General features: G+C 37.8%; 21 protein-coding genes. 5 read left to right on the top strand and 16 right to left on the bottom strand.

What is annotated here, in order from left to right; all coding sequences use genetic code 11:
* Window positions 1–181: 181 nt before the first annotated feature.
* Complete coding sequence (gene crtID, locus BM179_RS06560; protein WP_374754571.1) at window positions 182–1,657, top strand: bifunctional phytoene desaturase/3,4-desaturase; 1,476 nt, start codon at window positions 182–184, stop codon at window positions 1,655–1,657.
* A gap of 24 nt (window positions 1,658–1,681) precedes the next feature.
* Window positions 1,682–2,518, top strand: a complete 837-nt coding sequence (locus BM179_RS06555) for a phytoene/squalene synthase family protein (RefSeq protein ID WP_092014079.1) — start codon at window positions 1,682–1,684, stop codon at window positions 2,516–2,518.
* 19 nt (window positions 2,519–2,537) lie between these two features.
* Here BM179_RS06555 and BM179_RS06550 read toward each other — a convergent pair whose 3' ends face one another.
* A complete protein-coding gene (locus BM179_RS06550; RefSeq protein WP_092014077.1) occupies window positions 2,538–3,854 on the bottom strand; it encodes an Nramp family divalent metal transporter in 1,317 nt (438 codons plus the stop codon).
* 326 nt (window positions 3,855–4,180) lie between these two features.
* Between BM179_RS06550 and BM179_RS06545 the strand changes: the two genes are divergently transcribed.
* Window positions 4,181–4,843, top strand: coding sequence for a metal-dependent transcriptional regulator (locus tag BM179_RS06545; protein ID WP_092014074.1), 663 nt, complete (start codon window positions 4,181–4,183; stop codon window positions 4,841–4,843).
* 321 nt (window positions 4,844–5,164) lie between these two features.
* Here the strand turns inward: BM179_RS06545 and BM179_RS06540 are convergent, their stop codons facing one another.
* The 15 genes from BM179_RS06540 to BM179_RS06470 form a co-directional block, all read right to left on the bottom strand.
* Window positions 5,165–8,107 carry a DEAD/DEAH box helicase gene (locus BM179_RS06540; RefSeq protein WP_092014072.1) on the bottom strand — a complete coding sequence of 981 codons (2,943 nt, stop codon included), beginning with the start codon at window positions 8,105–8,107 and terminating at the stop codon, window positions 5,165–5,167.
* A gap of 390 nt (window positions 8,108–8,497) precedes the next feature.
* Complete coding sequence (prmA, locus tag BM179_RS06535; protein ID WP_092014963.1) at window positions 8,498–9,331, bottom strand: 50S ribosomal protein L11 methyltransferase; 834 nt, start codon at window positions 9,329–9,331, stop codon at window positions 8,498–8,500.
* Window positions 9,332–9,447: 116 nt separating this feature from the next.
* Window positions 9,448–10,350, bottom strand: a complete 903-nt coding sequence (locus tag BM179_RS06530; protein ID WP_092014070.1) for a 3-keto-disaccharide hydrolase — start codon at window positions 10,348–10,350, stop codon at window positions 9,448–9,450.
* A 121-nt stretch (window positions 10,351–10,471) separates the two neighbouring features.
* On the bottom strand, window positions 10,472–10,915 hold the full coding sequence (locus BM179_RS06525) for a GreA/GreB family elongation factor (protein ID WP_092014067.1): 444 nt from the start codon (window positions 10,913–10,915) through the stop codon (window positions 10,472–10,474).
* 19 nt (window positions 10,916–10,934) lie between these two features.
* Window positions 10,935–13,082 (bottom strand): DNA helicase RecQ, encoded by a 2,148-nt coding sequence (gene recQ, locus BM179_RS06520; RefSeq protein WP_092014064.1) that lies wholly within the window; start codon window positions 13,080–13,082, stop codon window positions 10,935–10,937.
* A 109-nt stretch (window positions 13,083–13,191) separates the two neighbouring features.
* On the bottom strand, window positions 13,192–14,526 hold the full coding sequence (gene ftsZ / locus BM179_RS06515) for a cell division protein FtsZ (protein ID WP_092014061.1): 1,335 nt from the start codon (window positions 14,524–14,526) through the stop codon (window positions 13,192–13,194).
* Between the two features lie 232 nt (window positions 14,527–14,758).
* Window positions 14,759–16,249: a M20/M25/M40 family metallo-hydrolase gene (locus BM179_RS06510; RefSeq protein ID WP_092014058.1), complete on the bottom strand. Its 1,491-nt coding sequence runs from the start codon at window positions 16,247–16,249 to the stop codon at window positions 14,759–14,761.
* Window positions 16,250–16,447: 198 nt separating this feature from the next.
* A complete protein-coding gene (locus BM179_RS06505) occupies window positions 16,448–17,047 on the bottom strand; it encodes a thioredoxin family protein (RefSeq protein WP_092014055.1) in 600 nt (199 codons plus the stop codon).
* A gap of 230 nt (window positions 17,048–17,277) precedes the next feature.
* Window positions 17,278–18,252 carry a TIM barrel protein gene (locus tag BM179_RS06500; protein WP_092014960.1) on the bottom strand — a complete coding sequence of 325 codons (975 nt, stop codon included), beginning with the start codon at window positions 18,250–18,252 and terminating at the stop codon, window positions 17,278–17,280.
* A 163-nt stretch (window positions 18,253–18,415) separates the two neighbouring features.
* A complete protein-coding gene (locus BM179_RS06495) occupies window positions 18,416–19,450 on the bottom strand; it encodes a thioredoxin domain-containing protein (protein WP_092014052.1) in 1,035 nt (344 codons plus the stop codon).
* Window positions 19,451–19,519: 69 nt separating this feature from the next.
* Complete coding sequence (locus tag BM179_RS06490) at window positions 19,520–20,227, bottom strand: SIMPL domain-containing protein (RefSeq protein ID WP_092014049.1); 708 nt, start codon at window positions 20,225–20,227, stop codon at window positions 19,520–19,522.
* Window positions 20,228–20,311: 84 nt separating this feature from the next.
* Complete coding sequence (locus tag BM179_RS06485; protein WP_092014047.1) at window positions 20,312–21,409, bottom strand: serine hydrolase domain-containing protein; 1,098 nt, start codon at window positions 21,407–21,409, stop codon at window positions 20,312–20,314.
* Between the two features lie 69 nt (window positions 21,410–21,478).
* Complete coding sequence (locus BM179_RS06480) at window positions 21,479–23,017, bottom strand: YifB family Mg chelatase-like AAA ATPase (RefSeq protein WP_092014044.1); 1,539 nt, start codon at window positions 23,015–23,017, stop codon at window positions 21,479–21,481.
* Between the two features lie 27 nt (window positions 23,018–23,044).
* The gene (locus BM179_RS06475) at window positions 23,045–23,983 is read right to left on the bottom strand and encodes a S66 peptidase family protein (RefSeq protein WP_092014041.1); all 939 of its coding nucleotides are present in this window, start codon (window positions 23,981–23,983) and stop codon (window positions 23,045–23,047) included.
* Window positions 23,984–24,104: 121 nt separating this feature from the next.
* On the bottom strand, window positions 24,105–25,127 hold the full coding sequence (locus BM179_RS06470) for an ion channel (RefSeq protein WP_092014038.1): 1,023 nt from the start codon (window positions 25,125–25,127) through the stop codon (window positions 24,105–24,107).
* A gap of 92 nt (window positions 25,128–25,219) precedes the next feature.
* On the opposite strand from BM179_RS06470, the gene BM179_RS06465 reads away from it, so the two are divergent.
* Window positions 25,220–25,933 (top strand): glycosyltransferase, encoded by a 714-nt coding sequence (locus BM179_RS06465; protein WP_092014035.1) that lies wholly within the window; start codon window positions 25,220–25,222, stop codon window positions 25,931–25,933.
* A 41-nt stretch (window positions 25,934–25,974) separates the two neighbouring features.
* Complete coding sequence (locus BM179_RS06460) at window positions 25,975–26,745, top strand: polysaccharide deacetylase family protein (RefSeq protein ID WP_092014032.1); 771 nt, start codon at window positions 25,975–25,977, stop codon at window positions 26,743–26,745.

Here is a 26,745-nt window from a genome sequence, read left to right as displayed (position 1 = left end):
TACAAAAGGTCAGGCTTTGGTCTGGCTTTTTTGTTTTGTTTATTATAATTACAAAATAATTAAACAAAATACATATTGGGGTGTTTATATTCAAAAACCAGCATTTATTCGCCAAATCAATACTTTCATTAAGTTTTACCCTAAATTTGATTTTTTTTAATACTTTATCGGCAGATTAATAATGAAAAAAGTAATAGTCATCGGTTCTGGTTTTTCAGGTTTAGCAGCAGCAACAGATTTAGCGGAAAAGGGATATGATGTTACTATTCTTGAAAAAAATGACTCCGCCGGTGGCAGAGCACGGGTTTTTAAGGAGTCGGGGTTTACTTTTGACATGGGACCAAGCTGGTACTGGATGCCTGATGTTTTCGAAAACTATTTTGGGAAATTTGGCAGAAAACCGGAAGATTATTACAAGTTGGTTCGGCTAAATCCTTCCTATTCGGTCATTCTGGAAGGAAATGAAACCATTAAATTACCGTCGAACCTTGAAGAACTTGGCAATCTCTTTGAAAGTATAGAGACAGGAAGCAGAGAAAACCTTTATAAATTTCTTGATCAGGCTGGTTATAAATACGAGGTTGGCATCAAGAAGTTTGTGTGGAAACCTTCCAGAAGCATTACTGAATTTCTAAGTTTGAAGCTGTTATATGATGTAATCAGACTGGATGTTTTCCAATCTTTTCATACACATATCCGGAAATTTTTCAGGAATGAAAAAATCCTGAAGCTTATGGAGTTTCCTATTTTATTTCTCGGAGCAATCCCACAAAATACTCCGGCTATGTATAGTTTGATGAACTATGCTGAAATTAAACTGGGAACCTGGTATCCGATGGGCGGCATGCATGAAATAGTAAAAGGAATGGTTTCCCTGGCAAAAGAAAAAGGTGTTAAGATTACTTTTAATCAGAATGTCAGAAAAATCGAGGTTTTGAAAGACAAGGCCCATCGGGTTATTACTGATACAGATACTTTCGACGCAGATGTTGTCATTGCCAGTGCTGATTATCACCATGTTGATTCAGTACTTCTTGACAAAACATTGCAGAACTATGATCAAAAATATTGGGATAGCAGAGTCATGGCACCATCATCATTACTTTTCTATCTGGGTATCAATAAAAGAATCCCGAAACTGGAGCATCATAATCTATTCTTCGATGAGGATTTTACGCTTCATGCTCATGAAATTTATACAGAACCTGAATGGCCTGAGAAACCTCTTTTTTATATTTCGGCTCCTTCAAAAACAGATCCGGAGGTAGCGCCGGAAGGCTGCGAAAATTTATTCCTTTTAATTCCGGTTGCCCCCGGTCTGGAAGACAATGATGAAATCAGGGAGACATATTATAACATCCTTATGGATCGTTTAGAAAAATATTGTGGTATTTCTATCAGAGATTCCGTTATTTTTAAAAGAAGTTATGCACATAAGGATTTTAGCAGTGATTACAATGCCTTCAAAGGAAATGCCTATGGTTTGGCCAATACCCTGAGGCAAACAGCGCTGTTAAAACCTTCCCTTAAAAATAAAAAAGTTAAAAATCTATATTATACCGGGCAGCTTACCGTTCCGGGGCCAGGGGTTCCTCCTTCGCTTATTTCAGGATTAGTGGTTGCCAGCGAAGTTGAAAAAGAATTCCCGATCAGTTAAAATTTTACCTTTTGCCGTTTTACTATGATATCTCTTTATAATACAACAACTTTTGAATGCAGCAAGCTCATAACCGAGCACTACAGTACATCTTTTACTCTGGGTATTAAAACCCTGGACAAAAGATTTCATATGCCTGTGTATGCAATTTATGGTTTTGTAAGATATGCAGATGAAATTGTAGATACTTTTGAAGGTTTTGACAAAAAAGCATTGCTCAAAAAATACAGGGAGGATACCTTCAAAGCCATTGATGAAGGAATAAGTTTAAATCCGGTCTTGCACGCCTTTCAGATTATTGTGAAGCAATACAAAATTGATAAAGAATTAATTGAAGCCTTCCTGAATTCTATGGAAATGGATCTGTATCTGACGGATTACAATGAGGTTGGCTATAAAGATTATATTTATGGTTCTGCTGAAGTAGTTGGATTAATGTGTCTGAAAGTTTTCTGTGAGGGCGATGCCGATACCTACGAACGTCTAAAAGATGGTGCAAGGAGTCTGGGCTCCGCCTTTCAAAAAGTAAACTTTCTCAGGGATATTAAAGCAGATTATCAGGAAAGAGGAAGAACCTATTTTCCGGATGTAGATTTTGCCAATTTTACCAAAGAAGACAAACAATTGATTGAGCGCGATATTCAGGCCGATTTTGATGCCGCCTATATTGGTATCACCGGATTGCCTAAAGGTGCAAAAGCCGGCGTTTATCTTGCCTATAAATATTATCTGAGATTATTTGAGAAAATCAAAGGGTGTCCTGCTTCTAAAATTCAGAACGAAAGGATCCGCGTGCCTGATTTTCAGAAAATCACTTTACTGGCAAAAACCTATTTTCAGTTCAGACTGAACGTTTTCTAAAGTCTTCTTTCTGAAAACCTTAGAAAAGTGTATCCCAAAGTAAATAAGAGTTCAATCCGATAATTATTATCGCAACAATCCAGGAACTTATCCTTAAAACCGGAGAGTTAGCGAAATTCCCCATCTTGAGTTTATCGCTTGTAAACATCACCAACGGAACTACTGCAAAACTAAGCTGAAGAGATAATATAACCTGACTCAAAACCAGCAAGTCTCCTGTGCCTTTTTCTCCGTAAATAATCGTTACGACCAATGCCGGAATCACGGCGATTAGCCGGGTTAACAATCTTCTTTTCCAGGGTTTTAATTTAATATTCAGAAAACCCTCCATCACAATCTGCCCGGCCAATGTTCCGGTCAATGTAGAATTCTGGCCGGAAGCCAGTAGAGCCACCGCAAATAAAATTCCTGCAAATTTCACTCCCAAAACCGGATCAAGTAAATGATACGCATCATGAATATCTGCCACATTGGTGTTTCCTGAATTGTGAAAAGAGGCAGCAGCTAAAATCAGAATGGCTGCATTTATTAAAAAGGCCAGTGAAAGTGAAATGTTGGAATCAATTGTGGCAAATTTTATAGCCGATCGCTTTCCCTCATCGGTTTTCTGAAAATTTCTGGTTTGAACGATGCTCGAATGCAGGTAAAGGTTATGTGGCATTACTGTAGCACCCAGAATCCCGATTGCTACATAAAGAGCAGAAGGATTTGAAATAATTTCCGGTTTAGGAATAAGTCCTCCCAGCATCTCATTTACAGAAGGCTGCGAAACAACTATTTCATAGGCAAAACAACAAAATATCATGAAGATCAATGCTGCAACAATGCTCTCTAATACCCTGAATCCTTTCCCCTGAAAATACAGAAGCACAAGCACATCAAGCACCGTCACTACTACTCCCATCGTCAGAGGCATTCCGAACAGAAGATTTAATGCCAGCGCAGAACCAATCACCTCCGCCAGATCACAGGCAGCAATGGCAATTTCACACAAAATCCAGAGAAAAATAGCGACAGGCTTCGAATAAGCCCCACGACAGGCCTGAGCAAGGTCACGCCCTGTTACGATACCAAGTTTAAGAGATAAATGCTGTAAAAGCATCGCAAAGAGGTTAGAAAGCAGAATCACAGATAAAAGCATATAACCAAATTGCGCTCCTCCGGCAATATCCGTTGCCCAGTTTCCCGGATCCATATACCCTACTGCTACCATTAATCCCGGACCTGCAAAAGCTTTTAACTTTTGCCAGAAAGTGCCGAATTGCGGCACATTTACTGATGAATAAACTTCCGGTAATGAAGGTGTTACATTATTATTCTTCCAAGCTTTTGCCATTACAATACTTTCCTTTACTAAACTATATTGTTTAAAATAATCAAAGTTTCTGCAACCTTGTTCAGATTCATAAAACCAAACTGTTCAAAAGTACCGGACTGATAATGTGTTTTTCAATTCCTTTTGTGACAGACCTTTATGAAATCTTAACAAACTTAATTCATGATTTTTGCATTTCAAATTGTTTTTTTAGATTAATCTAAAAATTCTTTATTAATTTTTAAAATCTTAACTTGTGTTGCTTTTTAAAGCAGGTAAATAACGGCGAAAGTATTTGACAATCAATCGCTTTATATTTCCTTATTTTTTACCATTCACGATCAACAATGACATCATTTACCGAAGAAAACTACCTTAAAATTATTTATAAACTCTCCGCAGAAACAAATAGCGAAGTGAGTACCAATGCTGTAGCAGAATTAACTCAAACCAAAGCAGCTTCTGTTTCGGATATGCTGAGAAAATTATCTGACAAACAATTAGTGAATTATCAGAAATATCAGGGAGTTACATTGACTGCTGAGGGTGAACGGGTTGCCCTTTCTGTCATCAGAAAACACAGACTCTGGGAGGTTTTTTTAGTAGCGAAACTTGGGTTTAACTGGGATGAAGTGCACGATATTGCAGAACAACTTGAACACATTGATTCCGAAGAATTAGTAGCAAAACTCGATGAATTTCTGGGTTTCCCAAAATTTGACCCACATGGTGATCCCATTCCGGACCATAACGGAAGAATGCCGGTTCTCGGTTATCAGAACCTCTCGGAAATTGAAGTTGGCAAAAATGTATTGATGGTTGGTGTTTCTGAGCATTCCTCAGCTTTTCTTCAATATCTTGACAAAACCGGATTGATATTAGGTGCCGGAATTACAATATTGGAATTAAACGAATTCGACAAATCTCTTTCTATCTCCATCTCTTCCGGCAATGCCATTTTCATCAGTCATGAGGTAGCAAAAAACATTTTGGTTATTGAGCAAAAATAGCCTGAAAATCAAAAGATTGCTTACTGCCGGAAGGCTTTAGAAACGAAAAAGCCTGAGCAGAGCCGCCACTCTGTCAGGCTATAAAGTCAGCATAGTTAAATGCAGTACAAATTTAAACAAATTGGATACTAATCTTATTTATACTCAATAAAAAAAAGCAGGTTTTACATCAACGTAGATAGACATTTGACAACGACGCAAAAAAGTGACAAATCTGAACAAATGTTCATCAAACTCAAACCTTCTTTTTTCAAAATCCCTCAAAAATACCAATATGCGGTTCTGATATATCCCTCATAAAGAAATATTTACCGATTTATATTATTCCAGCAATGCTATTAAATCTTCTTTCGTTAAAGACTTCACAAAACTCTCTTCTGTAGTTATCAATTCGCTGGCAAGTCTTTGTTTTGATCTCTGTAAAGCCAGAATTTTTTCCTCGACTGTATTCTTTGTAATAAATTTATAGGTAAAAACGGTATTTTGCTGACCAATTCTATGCGCCCTGTCAACGGCTTGTGCCTCTATGGCCGGATTCCACCATGGATCCAGGATAAATACATATTCTGCGGCTGTCAGATTTAGCCCCAGCCCGCCTGCTTTAAGAGAAATCAGAAATATTTTGACTCCTTCTGTATTTTGGAAAAGCTCAACCTGAGATTGTCTGTCATACGTACTTCCATCCAGATAAGCATAAGGCCTCCCCTGCTCTTCCAGCCTTTCCCTGAACAATTCCAGGTGTTTTACAAACTGGCTAAAAATCAAAATTTTGTGGTTTTCTTCTACCACTGTTTCCATTTTCTGCAAAACATCATCCAATTTTCCGGAATCACCATCATATTCTGTATCAGTCAGGCGGGGATGATTTGCGATCTGCCGAAGCTTGGTCAGACCTTGTAATACAACCATCTGAGATTTGGCAATCCCTTCTTCTTCAATATGTTCCAGTATCAGGTTACGATAATATGATTTTGCCTCCTCATATTCATGTTCCTGCTGATCGGTCATTTGTGAATAATGAATACTTTCAATTTTAGGAGGTAATTCGGTAGCAACCTGCGACTTATGCCTTCGAAGCATAAATGGTTTTATAATTGAATACAGGCGCTGCGTCTTGGCTTCATCATTTTTCTTTTCAATGGGAATCTGAAATTCATTTCTGAAAAATGTCTGATTTCCTAAAAGTCCGGGATTGACAAAAGACATCTGAGACCATAAGTCTAAGGTACTGTTCTCCAAAGGTGTCCCGGTAAGGATTAGTCTGTATCTGGAATTCAATTGTGTAACAGCCTTTGTAATAAAAGAAGAGGGGTTTTTAATAGACTGAGACTCATCGAGTATTACATAATGGAATCGGAAATCCTTTAATAAATCAATATCTATTCTTACAATTCCATAAGAAGTAAGCACCAGGTCATAATCCCGGAACTGTTCAATATTCTTATCCCGATAAGTTCCTGTATAGACTAAAACTTTAAGATCCGGTGTAAATTTAGCAGCTTCCATTTCCCAGTTGTAAATCAGGGAGGTTGGCATAATTAATAAAGAAGGATCTTTTGCTCCATTTTCTTTCTGTGATTGCAGCAAAGTAAGTGACATAATGGTTTTGCCCAAACCCATATCATCGGCAAGACATCCACCAAAATTATAATCATTGAGGAATCTCATCCAGTCATACCCGGCTTTTTGATATGGCCGCAATTTTCCGGTAAATCCCTGCGGAACCGGATATTCCTGAATCTCATCAAAATCCCGGAGTTTTTCAAGTTTACGGGTCATGACAGCTCTGGCAAGCGACTCTTTTTGGAGATCCTGCACCAGAGACAAATGATGTTTTTTCAGAATAAATCCTTCATTATCAATATGATGCTCCATAAAAGAGAATAACTCGGAATATTGAGTAAACCATATTTCCGGAATTACGGCAACTTCCCCGTTAGGTAAGGTAAATTCTCTCTTTTTTTGCAGAATCAGATTTCTCAGTTTGAGAAAAGGTATTTCAAATTCCCCAAAACGTACCAGCGCATGAATATCAAACCAGTCTTGTCCTTCTGTAATCTTAACATCTATATTTGAATAGCCGAGGAAGTATTTCTTCGCATTATTTTCGACTTTCTGACTGATTTCAAAACCAGCCTCTATTAAAGCCGGATAATTCGCCTGAAGCCACATAAATGCTTCAGACTTAGAAATACTGATTCTCCCGTTTTTTATTTCCAGACCCAGGCTTTTCAAAATACGGAGCTTTTCTTTTTCACGGTATAAGTCTCTCCGTACTTTATGGAAAATATAATCATCTCCTTTTTTTTCCATACTGACATTAGCCGAAGAAGAGAAGCTGTCGAAATGAAAGTTATATTTGCCATATTTAAAAGAAAGTACAAAGCTCACCATACTTTCGTCATCTTCTTCGCTTTCAGCCTCCTGAGCCTCAAAAACCCCGACAGTATGGCTCTTTACTTTCATCTCTGACAAACTCAAAACAGGCACGCAGCTATAGGTTTCAGAGCGTATCTCAAACCCTTTCGCATATACGTCAAACAAGGTAATAATTGAGGTTACAAACTTCCTGTAATAGTCCTCTTCTACCGTTTTGGGAATAATGATAAATTTTTTATTGAAAAAGGGTCTCAGTTTCTTTCCATCGACATCCTTGTCAAAATGATACAGTCGATTTTCCAGAACCATCCAGGCAGGTTCATCACATACGATAAAGGCATTCTTATATTGAAAATCCACTTTTTCCCCCTGATATTTTATGGTAGGAAAGTAATGTGTATTCTCTTCATTCCTCATGAAATGGAATAGTACTGTAGCTTTCTCGGGTAAAACCTCCACTTTTTGCCATATTGGATTTCCGTCTCCGCCCATGATAAAAAGCTGTTTTCCATTTAGCAGGGGCATTATTTCAGCTCTCACATTTTCCACATAACTCCCAATAAGCTCCTGCAGAGGCTTATCGCCTTTCTGAGGATCATACACTTTCAGGAAAAAATCCACTATGGTCTTTTTTTTAGAACCTGCAAATTTTTTAAAAATCGCTTCCTGCTGAATCGAATCGATCAGTTTAACAAGCTTGTAATCCGCATCATCAAGTCCTTCGGAAAATTCTTTAATATTTTTGGCAGAAACGTTTTGATTTAATAAAGTTAACTGGCCTTTGGTATCTAATTGCACGACGAACGACTCCAGCAGATATCCGAGGTATTCGTGCGAGAGAAATGAATAAATTATTTGAAATGGTTCTGTTGTTGAAACTTTCATAAAAATAGGTAGAAAGAAAGGACTATTCCCACAATGGGTTGCCCACCTTCGTTTTAAATTTGAGGTTATTCAGATAAATACTTGCTGCCGGTTAAGCTACACCCTATACAAAATGCAGTATAGAAAGCAGTTTAAACGGAATTTTTTCAAACAATTGGGTTTTCTCTGAATTTCAAATTTAGAGAATTTTAAATAAAAAACAACTTTTTATGGATTTTTTCGACAAAGAAGCGAATGACAAAAACACTAAAAAACTGTAAACCAACCTGTTACACTTTTGAAGAAATAAATAAATTTAGGGTATTTTTTTGTATTTTATTGAGATTTTTTTGTTTTAATTCAAAAAAAACTTCGCAAAAGGCATGGTTTTTCTTCTGCGAAGGCTCATTTTTACTGGATTCTTTCGAAAACAATAGCTGCCCAGTTGTTTTTTTCTCTCACATTCACTTTAGCTAATCCGCACTTTTTTGCAACAGATTCAATATCTTCTATATCGTGCTGATAGAAGCCGCTTACTACCAACTGTGAGGGAGCAGGTTTCATAAATTCTATGTACTTAGGAATGTCACGAATAAGGATATTTCTGTTAATATTTGCTAAAACAATATCATATTGATCAGCGGGTTCATCCTCAATTGTCCCTTGTCTTACTTCAATATTACTACAATCATTTAAGCTTACATTTTCTCTTGAATTCTCTGCAGCCCATTCCTCAATATCGAAAGCACCCACCTGAGAGGCGCCAAGTTTTGAGGCCATAATAGCCAGAATACCTGTGCCACATCCAACATCAAGAACTTTTTTATTAGTATGATTGATTTCCTGCTGAAGACTTAATACCATTGAAGTTGTTTCATGGTGACCGGTTCCAAAAGACATTTTAGGATTAATGACAATATCATACTTAAAGGAAGGATCAGGCTGATGAAAACCCGCACGCACCTGCACAATCCCATCTACACTGATTGGCTGATAGTTTTTCTCCCATTCCTCATTCCAGTTCTGTTTTACCAGAGTCTGAAAACTATATTCTACAGAAGTCATCTCAGCATAACGCGCCAACACTTCTTTCAGCGATTCTTCGGAAAACAAGTCGTTTGTAATGTATGCATTTAATCCATAGTCTTCTTCCGTAAATGTTTCATAGCCTATTTCACCTAATTCGGCCATAAAAATATCTGTAAAGTCTTCAGAAACTGTAAGTTTCACTTCAATATAATCCATAATTCTGCTGCAGAAGTAACTCCTGTTTTTTGTTTTTGCCACAAAGTTAATTAAAAACCTTCAAGGCATCTGAGGAAAATTCAGAAGGGTTTCCATTTCTAATAATTGAATCTGCTTTATTTTTTATACCGGCATTTTGAATTATCTGATTTTTGGTAATATGACTTATAATTCAAAGCTTTGGGGTCTGTACAGCCTTTGAGGTTAAGAATTTCAATATTTCTGAAGTCAATAGGATGACTCTCTGCCTGTAAGGCAATGTAACCTTCTTTCAATAATTTTCCGTCTTTTTTAATCCATTCATCCCCATTATCGATATGTGCCGTTTTCCAGTTATATTCCGGACTAACAAATCCTCCGCCGATATGAGGTTTTTCATAGGTCAGGACAGTATCACCTTCTATAACATGATGTATGATTGAGTCTCCTAATACGATTGCCTCTGCTGTAACCCATTGATCACCGTCATAAGTTTTAGAATCTGAATCAGTACAGTGATCATTCACAATCTTCCCTTTCATATAAACTTCGGTACCGGGAGTACAAAGGTTTCCTGTATGGCGTTCTCCTTTTCCTAACCCTCCCAAAAGCTGAAGTTCTAAAGAAACCGGGAAATCCTGCCCGAATGACAGGCTTTTAGCTGATTGAGAATGCAGCATTACCCCACTGTTTCTCACATTCCATACAGCTCCTCCCGGTGTTTGGTTTCCAACAAATCTGTATTGAAACCTCAAAATATAATATGAATAGGGTTTGTTGTAATAAAGATGTCCATACTTGCCATCAAATTTTTCATATTCATCGTATGAGATTCTGAGGATACCATTTTCAACCCTGAAAGTATTTTTATAATTATCGTTGACAGCCTGACCGGCAATCTTAATATCCCAACCACTGAGGTCTTTTCCGTTGAAAAGAGAAATCCAGTCTTTTTTTTCAGGTTTTTTCTGTGCTAAAACCGAGGATAAACTGCATAAAATAAGGAGAATAAACAGAATAATTCCTGATGTGTTTTTCATGTTAAAATAAGTTAAATATGGTTTATTTTTATCGTAAGTTTTACACTTGTCTTAAAATTCAGACAAAGGTATTCCGGCAACCAGGCAATAAAATTTGCAGGTATGCCGGAGAAATAAAATTCTACAGAATTTCGTCAATTTTTGTCTGTTTCCCTTTAAAAGTGAAGAAATCTCCACTTTTTTTACCAATAAGCAATTGGCCAACAGGAGATTGTGGTGAAACTACAATTACCTGCTGGCCTTTCACACTTATCAGTCCTGTGCTTACAGCAATAAAAAACCAGATTTCAGTTGTTTTCACTAACGATCCTAATCCAATTTTTTCGGTAAAAATATGGTCGTCTAAACGTTCTACGATCACTCTTTCCTGACGGGCCTGTTCATACTGACGGGCATGCATATCCCGGTCGAGTTGTCCCATAGCTCTTGCGGTTTCGTACTTATCACCCGCAGAACTTTTGCTCTCTTCATTGGCCGAGTTCTGAGCTGCCTGCATAGCTTCCCGTGAAGTCTGCATACGCTGATCTATTGACTCTTTTATTTGTATAATTATTTCAGATTTCATCTGTATTATGTCTCAGTAATTATTTATTCCTCTCCCAGATTGCCAGGGCCATTCTCAGTTTATGATATTCATGCTGCCCGTTTAATGCTTCAAAAAGCGGTTTTAAGGGTTCTCCTTTTCTGATATTCATTATTTCTGCCTGTCTGATAATCTTCTTTAGTTCAGTAGTATGCACATATTCTTCAAGATTAATACGCTCTCCGTCTTCATACAGTTTTGCCAGATGAGAATAAATGGTTATTTCATTCATACCCCTTGTTCTGGCAATTTCTGAAGGAGAAAGGCCTTTTTTATAAAGATCAAACGTTTCAACATATGTCATCCCATTGGCAATTCTGCTTCCTGTTCCTGAATTTTCTCTCGCAAAATTGAGAATCTCGTTCATAAACCTTTCTCCATATTGAAGATATTTCTGCTCTCCGACTCCTGAAACCGCAAGCATCTGAATCTTATTAATTGGTCTTTTCTGGGCCATATCAGAAAGGGTCGCATCTGAGAAAACCACAAATGCAGGAATATCGGCTTCATCGGCGATCTGCTTTCTGAGAAATTTAAGCCGATCGAATAAAGCATCTCTGATTATTTCCTTTTTCGATCTTTCAAGAGGATATTCTTCTTCTTTTCTGGCTTTTTTTACATCATAAGGTTCAAATCTGACTAATTCTACTTTTTGCCCCTCTTTTAAAATTGCCCGGGAACGATTATTTAATTTATAACTATGTCCTTCATCATAAGCTATATCCATAATTCCTGAATTCAGCATTTGCTGTAAATAGTCAGCCCATTCCTCAAACTTCAAATCTTTACCTGCACCAAATGTCTTGATTTCATGGTATTGATGTTCTACTACTTTACGATTTCTGGAACCTCTCAATATATCAATCAAAATCCCCATGGCGATGTTTTCATTCGTCCGCACAATAGCAGAAAGGGCTTTCTGAGCTAATATGGTAGCATCAAAACGAACCGGAGGATTTCTGCATACATCACAATTCCCGCAATCCTCTGTTGTTTCCTCATTGAAATAACTCAGAAGTATCCTTCTCCGGCAAATTTCTGCTTCGGAATACTGTTTCATCCTTTCCAGCTTAGCCAATTGCGTCTCTTTCATTTCTTCAGGCAATCCCGACTGATCCAGCATCTCCTGTCTCATTTTCAGGTCATTGAAAGTATAAAACAAAAGAGTATCTGACCTGAGGCCGTCTCTTCCGGCCCTTCCGATTTCCTGGTAAAAACTTTCCACGTTGGAAGGCAAAGAATAATGGATTACCCATCGCACATTCGACTTATCAATTCCCATTCCAAAGGCAATAGTAGCTACGATTACCTGGTAATTATCTTTGATAAAATCATCCTGAACCTTAGCGCGGTCTTCCGGGTTCATTTTGGCATGATAAAACTTCGCCCTGATCCCGACTTTTTGTAAGGCCGAAGCAACATCTTCTGTATTCTTTCGGCTCAGACAATAAATTATTCCTGGTTGATTAGCACGCTTTTGAATAAAATCCTGCATGATTTTTATTCTGTTCCGGCCTGGCAAAACGGCAAGGGAAAGATTCGGTCTGTCAAATGAAGATACAAAAACCCTGGCTTCCGGAATAGCCAGCTGATTTAATATGTCTTTCCTTGTAACCCGGTCAGCAGTTGCCGTAAGCGCTATTACCGGGACATCAGGAAAAGATTTCTTTAAAATCCCAAGCTGAGTATATTCCGGTCTGAAATCATGTCCCCATACCGAAACGCAGTGAGATTCATCTATGGCAAACATGCTCACATTAAGCGACTTAATAAAGTCGAAATAGCCCGGAGAAAAGAGTTTTTCCGGAGAAATATAAAGGAGTTTTAATTCCCCGCTTTTACAGCGCTTTTCAATCAGTGATATTTCAGAGCCGGTCTGGGAAGAATTAATATAAGCAGCCGGAATACCATTTGCCAGCAATCCTCTTACCTGATCCTGCATAAGTGCAATAAGCGGGGAAATGACGATGGTAATACCCGACATCACCATAGCAGGAACCTGAAAGCAGATGGATTTTCCTCCGCCAGTCGGCATTAAAACCAGGGCATCCTGTCCATAAAGAACCCAATCTATAATGTCAGACTGAAGTGGTCGGAATTTATCATATCCAAAATATTGTTTCAGGACTTGTTCTTTTGTTAACGGCATTTTACGTAGGCTAATTTTTTATAAAGTTAATAGGCATTTACTATTCTAATCCTGTAAAAATCAAAAGGGGCAAAAGCCCCTTTTTTATATGTATTTAAAAATCTTGCCCTTACAAAGGATTCTCTATCAGATCTTCGGCGGGAATTTTTGAAATATCAACTAATGGAACCTTGTAACGTGCATATGCAGGAGCTTCAAGATCACTTTCCTGTGGCATTCTCTGGCAAAAAGCATCAATCATTTTCCTTAATCTTAAACTGTCATCTTCCGGTTTATATATAAGGCTTGGATCAAAAAACTTTTCTTCTGTAACCTCAGAAACGATTTCTATAACTTCGGCTTCAGTTACTTCTTCTTTCGATTCAGTTTTTGTGACTTCAGTTACAACTTCTTCCGTTTTAGTTTCTTTCTTATTTTTTTTATCATCAGGAGGAATTATGACAGGTATCGGAATTTCTTCATTAGACTCAAACCCTGCAGCAATTACAGTCAGGTATAATTCATCCCCAAGTTTTTCATCTACTGAGAAACCCAGTTTAAACATAGCCGGAGCCTGTCCGATCTGTTTGGTGATATAATCTGTAATGACAATCTGCTCAGTCATTTCTAGGTCATAATCCTCACTGGTTGCAACAGTCACCAAAATACGTTTAGCTCCTGCAATATCCTGAGAATTAAGCAATGGAGACTGCAAAGCAGAAGAAATAGCTTTCAAGGCACGCTCATCTCCTTTTCCTCCGGCAGAACTCATCATCGCCTGACCTGCGTCAGTCAAAACTTTCTTCACATCCATGAAATCCGTGTTGACTTCTCCGGGTTTCGCTATAACATCAACTACGCTTTTAACAGCATTGGCTAAAACATCATCTGCTTTGGCAAATGCTTCACGACGTTTCAGATTTTTATAAACTTCTAATAAATTATCATTCAGAACTACCAGAACAGTATCACAAGTGGTCTTAAGTTCGGCAATACCCTGATAAGCCGAGTTTATTTTATCAGTCCCTTCCCAGCTATATGGTGCGGTAACAACAGCAACCGTAAGAATGCCTTTTGCTTTAGCAATTTTAGCAATTTCAGGAGCAGCTCCGGTACCGGTACCCCCTCCCATACCAGCGGTAATGAACAGCATTTCTGTTCCTCCCAAAAGAAGTTCCTCTATCTTATCTTTGCTTTCAATTGCAGCCTGGCGTCCTTGCTCTGGGTCCGTTCCGGCTCCCAAACCTTTGGTTAGTTCTGTACCTAATTGCAACTTATTCTTAACGGGATTTGACGCTAAAGCCTGAGCATCAGTGTTACAGATAATAAGGTCAGCCCCTTTTATCTCCATCAAATGCATGTGTTTAACAGCATTTGATCCCCCTCCTCCCACACCAATAACTTTGATAATGGACTTAAAGGTATTCTCGTTAGGAATTTCAATATTATGCTCGAAGAATGCCATATGGTTTCAGATTAGGAGTAGAGACACAACGTAAGGGTGTCACTACGAAATTTTTCGTAACTCAAAATTAGTAAAACTTTTACAATTCAGAATATAAGTTTCAGAAATTTTTGAAAGTTGTGGATATTTAGGTGTATCAGATCCATTTTTACACAGATCTAATTTTGATCGAATGGGTTTTCTTAAGGGCGTGGTTAGGATAATTTTAATTCTGTTGCCTGTGTGTTGGAATTTACTCGTCTGCTCCCCATTTCCACTCTCTGCCAAGTTCAAGCTCCTTCTTTAAATTTTCCTTTATGAAAAAATCTCTTGTAGAATAAAAATCAAGTTTTTTTGCTGGAATTTCAGAAGCGTTTGCTATACCGTAAAGCATCATTGCAGTATAACGAACCGTATTCATCATTTCATCTTTATTTATCAGATTAAATTTATCACAGTTAGCATGATAACAGCCAACTGCATCAGGTGCAATACTTCCTATTGGTGAAGCAGTCGGCACTCCTTCCAGCATAAAACTTTGGTGGTCAGAATGTAAACCTGCTTTATTAATTACTGTATTTTTAAAACTTGGATCAACCAATTTTATTTTCTCTCCGATACTTGTAAACAAAGGTACCATTTCTTCTCTCCCGGAAGTATTGAATCCGTTAACATTATTTGCCATGTCAAGATTAAACATAAACTTAACCTGGTTAACAGATCCGTTCCGTACCAGCTTATCCAGCATTGCTTTCGATCCGAGCAGCCCTTCCTCTTCACCCATAAACATCACAAACTCAATTGTACGTTTTGGTTTCAGGCCCAAAGCTTTAAATGTTCTGGCTATATCCAGAATAGAAAAAGAGCCGACGCCATTATCTAATGCCCCTTCTGCAAGATCCCATGAATCCAAATGTCCGCCGATTACAATCTTTTCCTTTGAATACTTCTTACTGTCACCTTTGATTGTAGCAATTACGTTTCTGGCTTTAATTACCTTACTGAAATTGCGCATATCAATCAATGCAACCAGGTTAGGCTCTTCACTTAGCCAGGCTCTCAATTCCATACCACTTTCCAAAGAAATACAAACGGCAGGAATATCAATCAATGACCCGGTAACCGACGCTGTTCCTGTCAAAAGGACGTTTCCTTTGACAGTATTTACAAAAATAACACCTAAAGCACCATATTGCATCGCCAAAGCTGTTTTTTCTGAACGATGCAAATTTCTTGTCCCTTTCAAAGGAGGCAGAAGACCAATATTTACCAATGCAATTTTTCCGGCAATTTTATCTTTTACTACCTGAAAATCAGGCTCTAATCCATTTCCAACATCTACAATTTCGGCATTAACTTTAGCTTCTACCGGAGTCATCGCCAGAGACACCACTTCTACGTCCTTAAAATTATCACTTTTTCTGGGAGCTATTGCTAATGTTACTGTATCTCTTGACCAGGATTCAACCTGAAAAGATTGGTATTTTACATCCCGAAAACCGTAAGATTTAAACAAATTATAAGCATATTCCTCTGCCCGCTTTCCGTTTGAACTTCCCGTAAGGCGATGTCCGATCGTCTTACAGGCATCTCCCAAGGTTAAATAGGCTCTGCTGTTAGTTAGTACTTCCTTGTTTATCTCCTTAAATATTTCAACCAGCTCATCGTCATTTGCAGGGAAATGTGAAGCAGTAGAAATAGTAATTACAATAAGTGCTAAAAAACAGGTAAAGCGTCTTTTCATCTAAAAATATGTCTGCGTAAGATTTTTCCAGATACTAATTTACAAAAAAAGTTAGTTTGGCGTTTTTTTTGTAAGTATTAAAAAAAAGTTTATCCAAAATATAGAATTATTCACGTAAACTCTAAAACAATTCCAATATTATTACAGAAAAAGCCCGCAATGGCGAGCTCTTTCTGTAATATCTAACCAAAGTTTTTTTTATTGTTTTGCAGGTACAGAATTTTCTCCGCCATATTGTTTGGCATAGGTTTCAGCCTGAAATTTATTCCAATCGGTATTTCTATAAAAGTTGTCTCCGAAAAAAGTTACAATCTGATGAAATTGCTTAGCATCCTGATACCCGGCAACCGGTTGGATCATATTAAATTTTTCATCGAGATAAACAATTGTAGGGTAACTCATCTTTCCGCCTAATAATCCGGCTGCCGCTTCATGATAGCCACCTGCTCCCTGCTGGACATACGAATATTTTTTTTCACCGAGAATGATATCTTCTTTTTGTTCAGCATCAAGCTTTACCGCATAATATTTCTTATTAACATATTCTACTACTTTCGGATCAGTAAAAGTATTTTTATCCATTACTTTACACCAGCCACACCAGCCTGTATATACATCAATTAAAATTTTTCGGGGTTCGGTCTTAATTGCATTATAAGCCTGTTCCAAACTCATCCATTGAATCTTACCCGGTGTTGCATTTGTAGTAACATTTGGCTGTACAGCAGTCTGGGTTGTTTGACCATAGACTGAAATGCAGGTCAGGAAAATTATCAGGAAAAATAAATTCTTTTTCATAAACTTAGTAGTTAAACCTGTGGAAAACTGCAAAATATGCCTTAAAAACCACCATAAGGTACCTTCAAAAAGTGAGAGAAAGTGATCTTTTTCAGACTCAGGTCTCTGCAACTCTTTTTTTAATCAAAGGTATAAAAAGTTGTGTTCTAATGACATATAACTCAGGCTTTTTTTGCCTGAGTTATTATCAGGGTATATTTGTCAAACTCCGGATTTAACAATTAACTTTATCAGCTTAATTTCGCACCGACTTTATTCAGGAGTTTGATTGTTGCTCTGATTCCTTCCTCTTCACTTAACGTTTCACCCTCAAATTCAATGCCAACATATCCTCTGAACCCTGCATCTTTCACAATTTTCATAAGGCGCATATAATCCATATCTCTTTCGTCTCCGTCTGCATTAAAATTATTTGTTTTTGCACTTACCCCTTTTGCAAAAGGCATTAATTCCTGTGTTCCTTTATAACGATCGTAATTTTCTTCACAAATCTTATAATCAGTCGGATTATGTTTAACACAGAAGTTGCCGAAATCCGGCAATGTTCCGCAATTTTTCATATTTACCTGCTTCATCACTCCGGCAAGCCAGCTTCCGATAGAAGAATACCCTCCATGGTTTTCCACAATCACATTAATATCATGTTTTTGCGCAAATTCAGAAAGTTTTGATAAACCATCTGCAGCTGTTTTAGCTAACTCTTCTTTTGTCCCTGAGCCCGCCGCATTTACTCTGATTGTTTTACAACCCAGAAATTTGGCAGCTTCTACCCATTTGTAATGGTTTTCAACAGCTTCCATTCTTTTTTTGGCATCTGCATTCCCCAACTCTCCTTCGGCATCACACATAATCAGGTGATTCTTTATATTGTTATCGTTACAGCGCATCAATAACTCTTTCAAATACGTCTGATCTTTCCCATTTTCCTGAAAGGTCTTTGTGGAAGACTTAAAACAAGTATTCACATATTCAACGATACCGATACCAAAATCTTTTCTCGCCTTTACCGGAAAGTCAAGATTCGTCATTTTCCCACCAAAAATTGCTTTGTGTAAAGACCATTCTGCTAAAGATATTTCGAAAAACATGTTTTTGGCAGGTTCTACTATTGGCGTATTATTTGCCATCAGAAGCTCCGGTGCAAGAGCCATAGCTCCTGAGGTTAATGCCACTTGTTTTAAAAAATCCCGACGGGAGTTATTTATTAATTTCATAGGTAAATTTGTTTGGGGTTTTAAAATGCTATTCCTGAAATAGTTAATCAATAGAAAATACCTGTTCTGTTTCAGGCATTCTCATTACCTGAAAAGTAGTGATTATCTTTAAGAGAAACAACGGGGTCTATCCTGATAATTACCGCAAACTGCTCTATTTTCCGGCAGCTTTACAAATCTTATCTGTTTTCGGAGAAGTGATTCTGCTTTTTAATAAACTACACCAGAAATCAGCCTCTTTCACTGGAATCGGCTTATTTTCATAAAAGTCATTTATATATCTGAATGCTTTTTCTTCATCCTTCTGGTCTAAAGCATAATTTACATCAGAAACCACAAACCTTCCTGCGATAGATTTTGCGTCAATTCCCAGTTTTGCCAGATTAGCTTTCATTTCTTTCCTTTTTTCTTCCGTAAACTTTCTGCCTCTGCTGCTGTAGAGTGAAAACATGATGATATTTTCTGCCGCCTGTTTCACCTGCTTCGGGTCATTTTTAGTACTAAATTCAATCAAATGAGAGATCATATACCTGAACATAGGATTTTCATCATCCATGACTATCTTCTGCAAAATCAGGAAATTGCCGGGGCTGCTGTATTGGCTCTCAGGAACTTTAATGGCATATTCACGCATTGCTTCAATATTTTCAGTTGTATCCTGAGTCATTCTTGCTACAAAAGCATAATTATACAAGAAATTAACCTCTCTGTTCCCTGCTGCATAACTGGCTTTATAAGAACTGGTCCTCTGGGCAGGATCCAGTGCATTTCGGGCAAAAAGAATGACCCCTTGTTCATTATTCTGCTCGTCTCCTGCGGGAACTATATGTAAAAGATTTTCATTGGCATCAAAAAACATCATTGTAGGAGTTGACGGAATCCAGATATGATGTTTATTCAGAAACCTGAACGACTTATCCTGGGTAAGATCCAGCTTATAACTGATAAAACCGGAGTTATAATAATTACCAACCTCTGTTTTGCTGAATGTAGGAATATAAGCTTCGCAATGCTGGCAGGTGGGCGAAAACGCTTCTACAAAAACATTCTTGTTCTGTGCTTTAGCAAGGTCAAAAACCTTCTGAATATCATCAAATTTCTGAAAATCGACCCCTCTTGAGTTTTGGGCATGAATTTCGGTAAATCCGCAAATGGCTATTGTCAACAGATAAAGTATATTTTTCAACATAGCTCTGGTGTTTAATGAAAAAATAAAGGAAGGCTTCTCCTTTTATTCAGAGGCCTTCCCTTGTTGTAATTATTTGATTTTAAAACTGGCTTTAATTTCAAAGCGAACCTTAATTTTTTGAACGTCAACGGTACTTTCCTGTGACGCATCCTCCATTGCCGCCGATACTTTCATTCTGGCATTGGCATACATTGGCTGAGGGATATAGCCATTATCGATTTCTATTATTTCAATGGCTTCACCTAACTGCTCTCCGATTCCTTCCAGCAGATATTTAGCCTTTTCTTTTGCTGCCTGAAGAGCTTTTATTTTCACCTCTTTACGAAGCTGCTCAATTTTTGAATAGTCGAAGTGGTCAATTCCGACAGATGCAACTCCTTTTTCATCAACTTTATTCAGAATGCCATCAATTTTAGACAAATTTTCAACCGTTAAAACATAGTTTTTACTTTCAAGAAAATTGGTTGGCTTTTTCTTTCCAAACCATTCACGATATCCGGAAATATCTCCTACTTTAAGGCTTTCCTTTGGTAATCCTGCATCAGCTATTGCTTTCTGAAGCTGTTGTTCCAGTACCAGAATATCCACTTTGTTTTTTGAGTCTTTCTGATATTCTTTCAAAGAGATTGAAATAAAAACTTTATCCGGTAAAACTTCCTGTTCAGCACTTCCTGTTACTTCTATTTTTTTGATAGGTTCTTTGTGATCCATTGTCTGAGCATTTGCATTGAAAACACCTGCGAGCATAGCCGCAAAAAGAATGATTACTTGTTTCATAATTTTTAATTATTTGTTTAGATGAAAACGTTGTTATTTCTTTGAAATTATACTGTTAACAATCATTAACAACCTTTATACGTCTTAGTTGGTAAGATTCAGCATACTTTTCAAATCACTGTGCGAAGGATCTACCCCTTGCTTTTTCAATATTTTTTCAAGCTGAAAATATACTTCATGGTCATTGGCTATGTTCGAAAAAAGAGCAATCATATACCCTTTGGAAGGAATAATCTGAACAACATTACTAAATCCGCACGTACTTCCGGTATGATTTAATTCAAGGTTTTTATCCGCATCTGTTCGAAAAAACCACCCAAGTCCATAAAAGCTGTTATTCGTTCCGGTTATGCTGAAACCTATCTTTTTTAACTCAGCTTTTAAATCAACTAATTTATCAGAAACTAAAGCTTCGTACCATTTCTGATAATCATTTAAAGAAGTATAAACACATCCATCTCCTTTAGTTGCACTGGTAAGGCTCTGATCCGATGGGATGATTTCATTCTTATCATTTCTGGCATATCCGAATGCCCTGTCAGGAATTAATTTCCCTTCTTCAAAGATCCTTGTATTGCTCATCCCTAATGGAGCAAAAATATTTTGCCGGATAAACGAAGCATAAGGTATTCCAGACACTTTCCTCACAATTTGTTCCAGAAGGCAAAAGCCGGAATTGCTATACTGAAATTTTGTTCCCGGTATAAAATAGGTACTGTCTTTCTTCAGAAGAAATTTTAGCACATCCTCATCAAGAATCTGATTTTTAAGGTTTTCAGGAAGTAAATCTTCATAAGCCCAGATTCCGGAAGAATGAGTAAGTAAGTGCTTTATTTTTACTTTTGAGCCTACCTTTCTGTTAAAATCCGGAAAAAATTTCAGTAAATTATCATCGAATGATAATTGTTTTTTCTTTTCCAGAAGAAGAATACACATGGCTGTAAACTGCTTCGAAACGGAAGCCATCCGAAAGTTGGTAGAAGCATTGATTTTCTCTCCGGTGGTCAGACTCGCAAGTCCAAAGCCTTTTTTGTACAAAACATTCCCCTTTTTTATAATAACCAATGCTCCTCCGGGTTGATTCTCCGGAAAATGCTTTTGCATTTCCGCATCAATTTCCGTGATGGAAATCTGACCAAAACACAGATTAGCTGTAAAAAGCAGGAATATTATTTTTCTCATAGCGTATTCTTTTCAGCAATTCCGTTGAACTTTTGGATAATTTCAATGTTCCTCTCAGCATTATTGCTTTTATCCGGCCCAGTTTTCTCTATCCAGGCTTCTGTATTGAATAGCCTCTGCCAGATGTTCCGTTTTAATTGTTTCCGAACCTGCCAGATCCGAAATTGTTCTTGCAACCCTCAGTATCCTGTCATAAGCTCTGGCGGATAACTGAAGTTTTTCCATTGCTCTTTTTAGCAGTAACCTTCCTACATCTCCGATTTCGCACATTTCTTTAACCATTTGTGATGGCATCATGGCATTCGAATGAATTTCAGGAAAATCTTTGAACCTACGTGTTTGAATTTCTCTGGCTTTAATAACTCTTTCCCTTATTTCCTGACTGCTTTCCGTTTTACGGTTGGAAGTCATCTGGTCGAAATTGACAGGCGTAACTTCCACATGCAAATCAATTCTGTCCAGTAATGGCCCTGAAATTTTATTAAGATATCGCTGAACCACTCCCGGACCGCAGACACATTCTTTTTCAGGATGGTTATAATATCCGCAAGGACATGGATTCATACTTGCCAAAAGCATAAAGTTTGAAGGAAATTCTACAGCCCATCTTGCTCTTGAAATACTGACTTTATGTTCCTCCAGAGGTTGGCGCATTACTTCCAGTGCAGTTCTTTTAAACTCCGGGAGTTCGTCTAAGAACAGTACCCCGTTATGTGCCAGAGAAATCTCACCGGGTTGTGGTACACTTCCTCCTCCCACCAAAGCCGCATCGGAAATCGTATGATGCGGAGAACGGTAAGGCCTTGTGGAAACTAGCGAAGCCTTTGCTCCCAGTTTCCCTGCAACTGAATGAATTTTAGTGGTTTCTAAGGCCTCGTATAAGGTTAATGGAGGCAAAATTGTCGGTAGTCTTTTGGCCAGCATGGTTTTGCCTGCCCCCGGAGGGCCGATCATAATCGCATTATGTCCTCCCGCTGCGGCAATTTCCAGTGCTCTTTTTATATTTTCCTGCCCCTGAACATGTGAAAAATCTACATCGTAGTCATTCTGAGCATTTGAAAAGATATCTCTGGTATCTGAAATAAGGGGTTCTATTTTCTTTCTTCCTTCAAAAAAGTCTATTGCTTCGATGATATTATCAACTCCTATGATATCCAGGTTATTAACAATAGAGGCTTCATTGGCATTTTCTTTCGGAAGAATAAAACCTTTAAATCCTTGTTTTCTAGCCTCAATGGCAATAGGCAGGACGCCTTTTATTGGCCTTAATTTCCCATCCAGAGCCAATTCGCCCATAATAACATATCGTTCCAGGTCATTTAAAACGGCTTGTTCGGAAGCATGGAGAATACACAGTGCAATGGGTAAGTCGTAAGCTGAACCTTCTTTCCGGATATCTGCGGGAGCTAAATTTACAACAACCTTTCTGCGGGGAAAGAAATAATCATAATGTTTGATGGCTGCTTCTACCCTCTGCTCTGATTCCTTAACAGCACTATCAGGTAATCCGACCATAAAGAAATGTTTTCCCTGATCTACACTTACCTCTATTGTAATCATTGTGGCATTTACGCCATAAACAGCACTTCCAAAAGTCTTCGCAAGCATATTTTTATAATTTTAAGAAGGTGAAAACTAAAATCTAAATTTAGTAAAAAAAGTAACCGGTTCTGAAGACACATCTGTTAATTTAACTTCCTGCTCTGTAATACTCAGATTAACCTTCCTTCCAAACGGAATTGCCAGATTATTAGGAACATGACCAACAGGAAAATCATAGCATACCGGAAAATCATATTCTGAAATTGTGTCTTCTATAATTTCATTGGCTGTTTTACCAAAAGGAGTTTCATTATCTTTTAATTCTGTAAACTGACCAACAATTAATCCTTTTAGCCCTCTCAGCTTCCCGGAACGTTTCAATTGAATCATCATTCTGTCAACAGCATAAAGGTATTCCCCTACGTCTTCAAGAAATAATAGCTTCCCATCTGTGCTAATATCCGAATTCGAGCCGATAACATGTGAAAGCATTGCAAGATTTCCTCCCACAATCAGACCACTGACTTCTCCTGTTCTGTTCATCGGATTTGAGGCAACCTGATAAATAAACGGTTCTCCGAAAAGCAGCTTTCGAAGGCTCTCCAGCGCCTCTTCTCCCCCTTCCTGCATAAATATTTTGGGCATCGGTCCATGAATACTTTCAACAGCAAAATTATGAAGATGACAATGGACGGCTGTAATATCTGAAAAACCAATTACCCACTTGGGATTAGCTTTAAATTTTTTAAAGTCCAGCCTGTCAAGAATCCTTGTACTCCCATAACCTCCTCTTACAGAGAAAATGGCAGAAATACTTTTATCATCAAGCATTTTTTGAAAATCACCGGCCCGCACTTCATCCGGTCCGGCAAACTGATGATATTTACTGATGAGAGATTCCCCGAAAACGACATTCAGACCCCAGCTTTCAAGGGTTTGAATACTAGGTTTCAATAGTTCCATATCCACTTCCCAGGCCATTGCAATTAAACCAACGGTATCTCCTTTTTGAAGGTTTTTCGGCTGTATCATAGCTTTAATATTGTAGAGAGTTTAAAATTAATTTCAAGAAACTTATTAAAAATGTGTGTTATATCTTCAAAATCAGGTAAGCAAGTATTTCAGCACAAATGAACCTATAAATCAGACAAAATCAATCCGCTTGTTTTTCCGATTCTTCGTATTTATCGTCGGGAATATATTCACTTGTCAATGGCACCTCTCTGATGTCCGATAATTTTGACAAATCCATGGTAATCATACCATTTTTCTCCCAAATCATACTTTCATATTTTGCCCCCCAAACCATTTCTTTTGCATGATACGACATGCGTGAATGAACCGACTGATTAAATGTATCTTCTGTAGCTTTAATCAATACAAATAGTTCTGCTTCTCCTTTTAGCATATCCTCTCTGGTCATTCCAAACACCGGACTTTCCTCTATAATCGGATGCACAATGGTCCAGTTCATAGGGAAAAACTGTACTTTATTTCTCTCCAGCGGAAGTCCGTAGTATTTTCTCACCTTTTTGCCCTCCGGAGTTTGCTCAAGTATTGTAAAAACCAACTCTACCGTAACATCAATCAATTGGTTCTGCCTTTCATTCACAATTCTGAACATTAAACCGGTAATATCAAGATAAGGTGCAATTAAAGCATTTTTGCTGTAAAGGATTCTTGCTTCCGGTCTTGAAAACCTGGCATAAAGAAGCCCGGTTGCCAGGGCAAACGTAAGCAAACCCAATAAAGATTCAATAGAAGCGACGGTACTGGCAATGAACCCATGAGGGGCTATTCTTCCGTAACCTACTGTGGTTAAAGTCTGAGCAGAGAAGAAATAAGCATCATAAAATTTTGTCCACTCATTTGTTAGCTCAATCCCATGTAAATATTCAATGCCAATCAGCTCATAAGCCAGTGCAAAGATCAGGTTAGTTATAAAGAAATAACTGATCACCAGAAGAAAGAATTTCTGCCAGCTAATGGTAATCAGGCGATTGTATAAATTAAGCTTCCCCCAGAAAGTTTCTGAAAGGCGCTTTACATTAAAACTACCGTCCCGGTTAATGAGCCGGGTAGGTACATCCGTTACTAAAGTCCCGAAGCCGATATCATTTCTTTTTTCGGCTTCTTCGAGGCTATGATGTCTGATATGTCTTTTCAATAATGCCATAATTGAGATGCAATTTAGATAAAATTAAAGGGTTTTCGTAACTTGCAGAAGTTTCTCTTTAAACAATAATCCTTTCGAGTTTGTCTCACCTTATGAGTCTAGATATCGTTCATCCTTGTTATAATCCTCATGCCGACTGGGAGAAGGAATTATTGTTGTATTATAATCAGTTTATGAGCAGAATACCCCGGGATGTTAAAACAAGCGTCTATGTGGTAAATGATGGTTCTCAGAGAGGACTTGAACAATCTGCTATTGATTTTTTATATACCAATATTCCGAATTTCACCTTTGTTTCTTATGAGAAGAATCAGGGGAAAGGCTATGCCCTGCGGAAAGCTGTTTCTGAAACAAAAGCAGATCTCGTCATCTATACCGATGCCGACTATCCTTACCGGATGGAAAACGCCTGGGAAATGTTTGAGTTATTAAGCAAGGGAAATTATGATATTGTGGTAGGGGTAAGAGATAATCATTATTATGAACAGCTTCCTTTCATGAGAAAAGTTTTCTCTTTGTCTCTGAAATATATGAATTATATCTTTTTCCCTAAATTAATTGTAAAAGATACACAATCTGGCCTGAAAGGATTTAACAGAAACGGTAAAGTCGTTTTTCTGAAAACTACCATCAATGCTTTTCTTTTCGACATGGAATTTCTCGTTCTGGCTTCCAGAAGAAAAGATTTAAAAATTGCTTCTATTCCGGTTCAGGTAAGAGATGGCATCAGTTTTTCAAGAATGAGCTGGAAAACGATCAAGGCAGAATTACTTAATTTTAGTCAGATTTTCAGCAAATCTGAATAATCGATCCAGTATAGTACCGATTGCAATAGCTCTTATGTTCTATGAATAAAATACTTCTTACTTTCGATGTTGAAGAATTTGATGCAGCAATCGAATATGGCAATAATATTTCCCTGGAAGAACAGCTTGAAGTGTCAACCAAAGGGTTACTGGCTCTTCAAAAGATGCTGGACAGATTACAGGTAACTTCTACGATTTTTACAACCGGAGTGTATGCCATGCATAATCAGTCTCTTATCAAAGAACTATCCTTAAAGCATGAAATCGCTTCACATGGTATGTATCATGGCAGCATGGACCCCAAAGTTGATCTGGCGGGTTCCAGAAAGGTATTAGAAGAAATAACCGGACAAACTATTACGGGCTTCAGAATGGCCAGAATGATGCCCATTGAAGAAGAGGATATACTAAAAGCAGGATATGTCTATAATTCATCCCTGAACCCTACTTATATTCCGGGAAGGTATAATCATCTTGACAAACCGATGACCCCTTTTTTCGAAAATGGTGTATTAAATATCCCGGCTTCCGTTTCACCTACCTTAAGAATACCCCTTTTCTGGCTGGCTTTTAAAAATTTCCCCCTGCCTTTGTTCAAAATGCTTTCCTTAAATGCTTTGCAGGAAAACGGTTTTCTGAACATTTATTTTCATCCCTGGGAATTTACTGATCTTTCAGCCTATAAAATGCCCGGATATGTAAAGAAATTCTCAAAAGGCCTGCTTTTGGAAAGGCTGGAAACTTATCTCAGCTGGCTTAAGGATAAAGGTGAGTTTATTACTATGAATGAATACGCCAAAATATTTCAATAA

Source organism: Pseudarcicella hirudinis (assembly GCF_900115665.1).
GTDB lineage: Bacteria > Bacteroidota > Bacteroidia > Cytophagales > Spirosomataceae > Pseudarcicella > Pseudarcicella hirudinis.
Note: the sequence above shows the minus strand (reverse complement) of the source record. Positions and strands in the feature narration are given on the sequence as shown.

Excerpts from the sequence above, each read along its gene's own strand:
- ftsZ (WP_092014061.1), bottom strand. The coding sequence starts at position 14,526 with ATGGCATTCTTCGAGCATAATATTGAAATTCCTAACGAGAATACCTTT.
- BM179_RS06545 (WP_092014074.1), top strand. The coding sequence starts at position 4,181 with ATGACATCATTTACCGAAGAAAACTACCTTAAAATTATTTATAAACTC.
- BM179_RS06460 (WP_092014032.1), top strand. The coding sequence starts at position 25,975 with ATGAATAAAATACTTCTTACTTTCGATGTTGAAGAATTTGATGCAGCA.
- BM179_RS06470 (WP_092014038.1), bottom strand. The coding sequence starts at position 25,127 with ATGGCATTATTGAAAAGACATATCAGACATCATAGCCTCGAAGAAGCC.
- BM179_RS06540 (WP_092014072.1), bottom strand. The coding sequence starts at position 8,107 with ATGAAAGTTTCAACAACAGAACCATTTCAAATAATTTATTCATTTCTC.
- BM179_RS06510 (WP_092014058.1), bottom strand. The coding sequence starts at position 16,249 with ATGAAAAGACGCTTTACCTGTTTTTTAGCACTTATTGTAATTACTATT.
- crtID (WP_374754571.1), top strand. The coding sequence starts at position 182 with ATGAAAAAAGTAATAGTCATCGGTTCTGGTTTTTCAGGTTTAGCAGCA.
- BM179_RS06495 (WP_092014052.1), bottom strand. The coding sequence starts at position 19,450 with ATGTTGAAAAATATACTTTATCTGTTGACAATAGCCATTTGCGGATTT.
- BM179_RS06475 (WP_092014041.1), bottom strand. The coding sequence starts at position 23,983 with ATGATACAGCCGAAAAACCTTCAAAAAGGAGATACCGTTGGTTTAATT.
- recQ (WP_092014064.1), bottom strand. The coding sequence starts at position 13,082 with ATGCCGTTAACAAAAGAACAAGTCCTGAAACAATATTTTGGATATGAT.
- BM179_RS06555 (WP_092014079.1), top strand. The coding sequence starts at position 1,682 with ATGATATCTCTTTATAATACAACAACTTTTGAATGCAGCAAGCTCATA.
- BM179_RS06465 (WP_092014035.1), top strand. The coding sequence starts at position 25,220 with ATGAGTCTAGATATCGTTCATCCTTGTTATAATCCTCATGCCGACTGG.
- BM179_RS06530 (WP_092014070.1), bottom strand. The coding sequence starts at position 10,350 with ATGAAAAACACATCAGGAATTATTCTGTTTATTCTCCTTATTTTATGC.
- BM179_RS06480 (WP_092014044.1), bottom strand. The coding sequence starts at position 23,017 with ATGCTTGCGAAGACTTTTGGAAGTGCTGTTTATGGCGTAAATGCCACA.
- BM179_RS06485 (WP_092014047.1), bottom strand. The coding sequence starts at position 21,409 with ATGAGAAAAATAATATTCCTGCTTTTTACAGCTAATCTGTGTTTTGGT.
- BM179_RS06550 (WP_092014077.1), bottom strand. The coding sequence starts at position 3,854 with ATGGCAAAAGCTTGGAAGAATAATAATGTAACACCTTCATTACCGGAA.
- BM179_RS06505 (WP_092014055.1), bottom strand. The coding sequence starts at position 17,047 with ATGAAAAAGAATTTATTTTTCCTGATAATTTTCCTGACCTGCATTTCA.
- BM179_RS06490 (WP_092014049.1), bottom strand. The coding sequence starts at position 20,227 with ATGAAACAAGTAATCATTCTTTTTGCGGCTATGCTCGCAGGTGTTTTC.
- prmA (WP_092014963.1), bottom strand. The coding sequence starts at position 9,331 with ATGGATTATATTGAAGTGAAACTTACAGTTTCTGAAGACTTTACAGAT.
- BM179_RS06525 (WP_092014067.1), bottom strand. The coding sequence starts at position 10,915 with ATGAAATCTGAAATAATTATACAAATAAAAGAGTCAATAGATCAGCGT.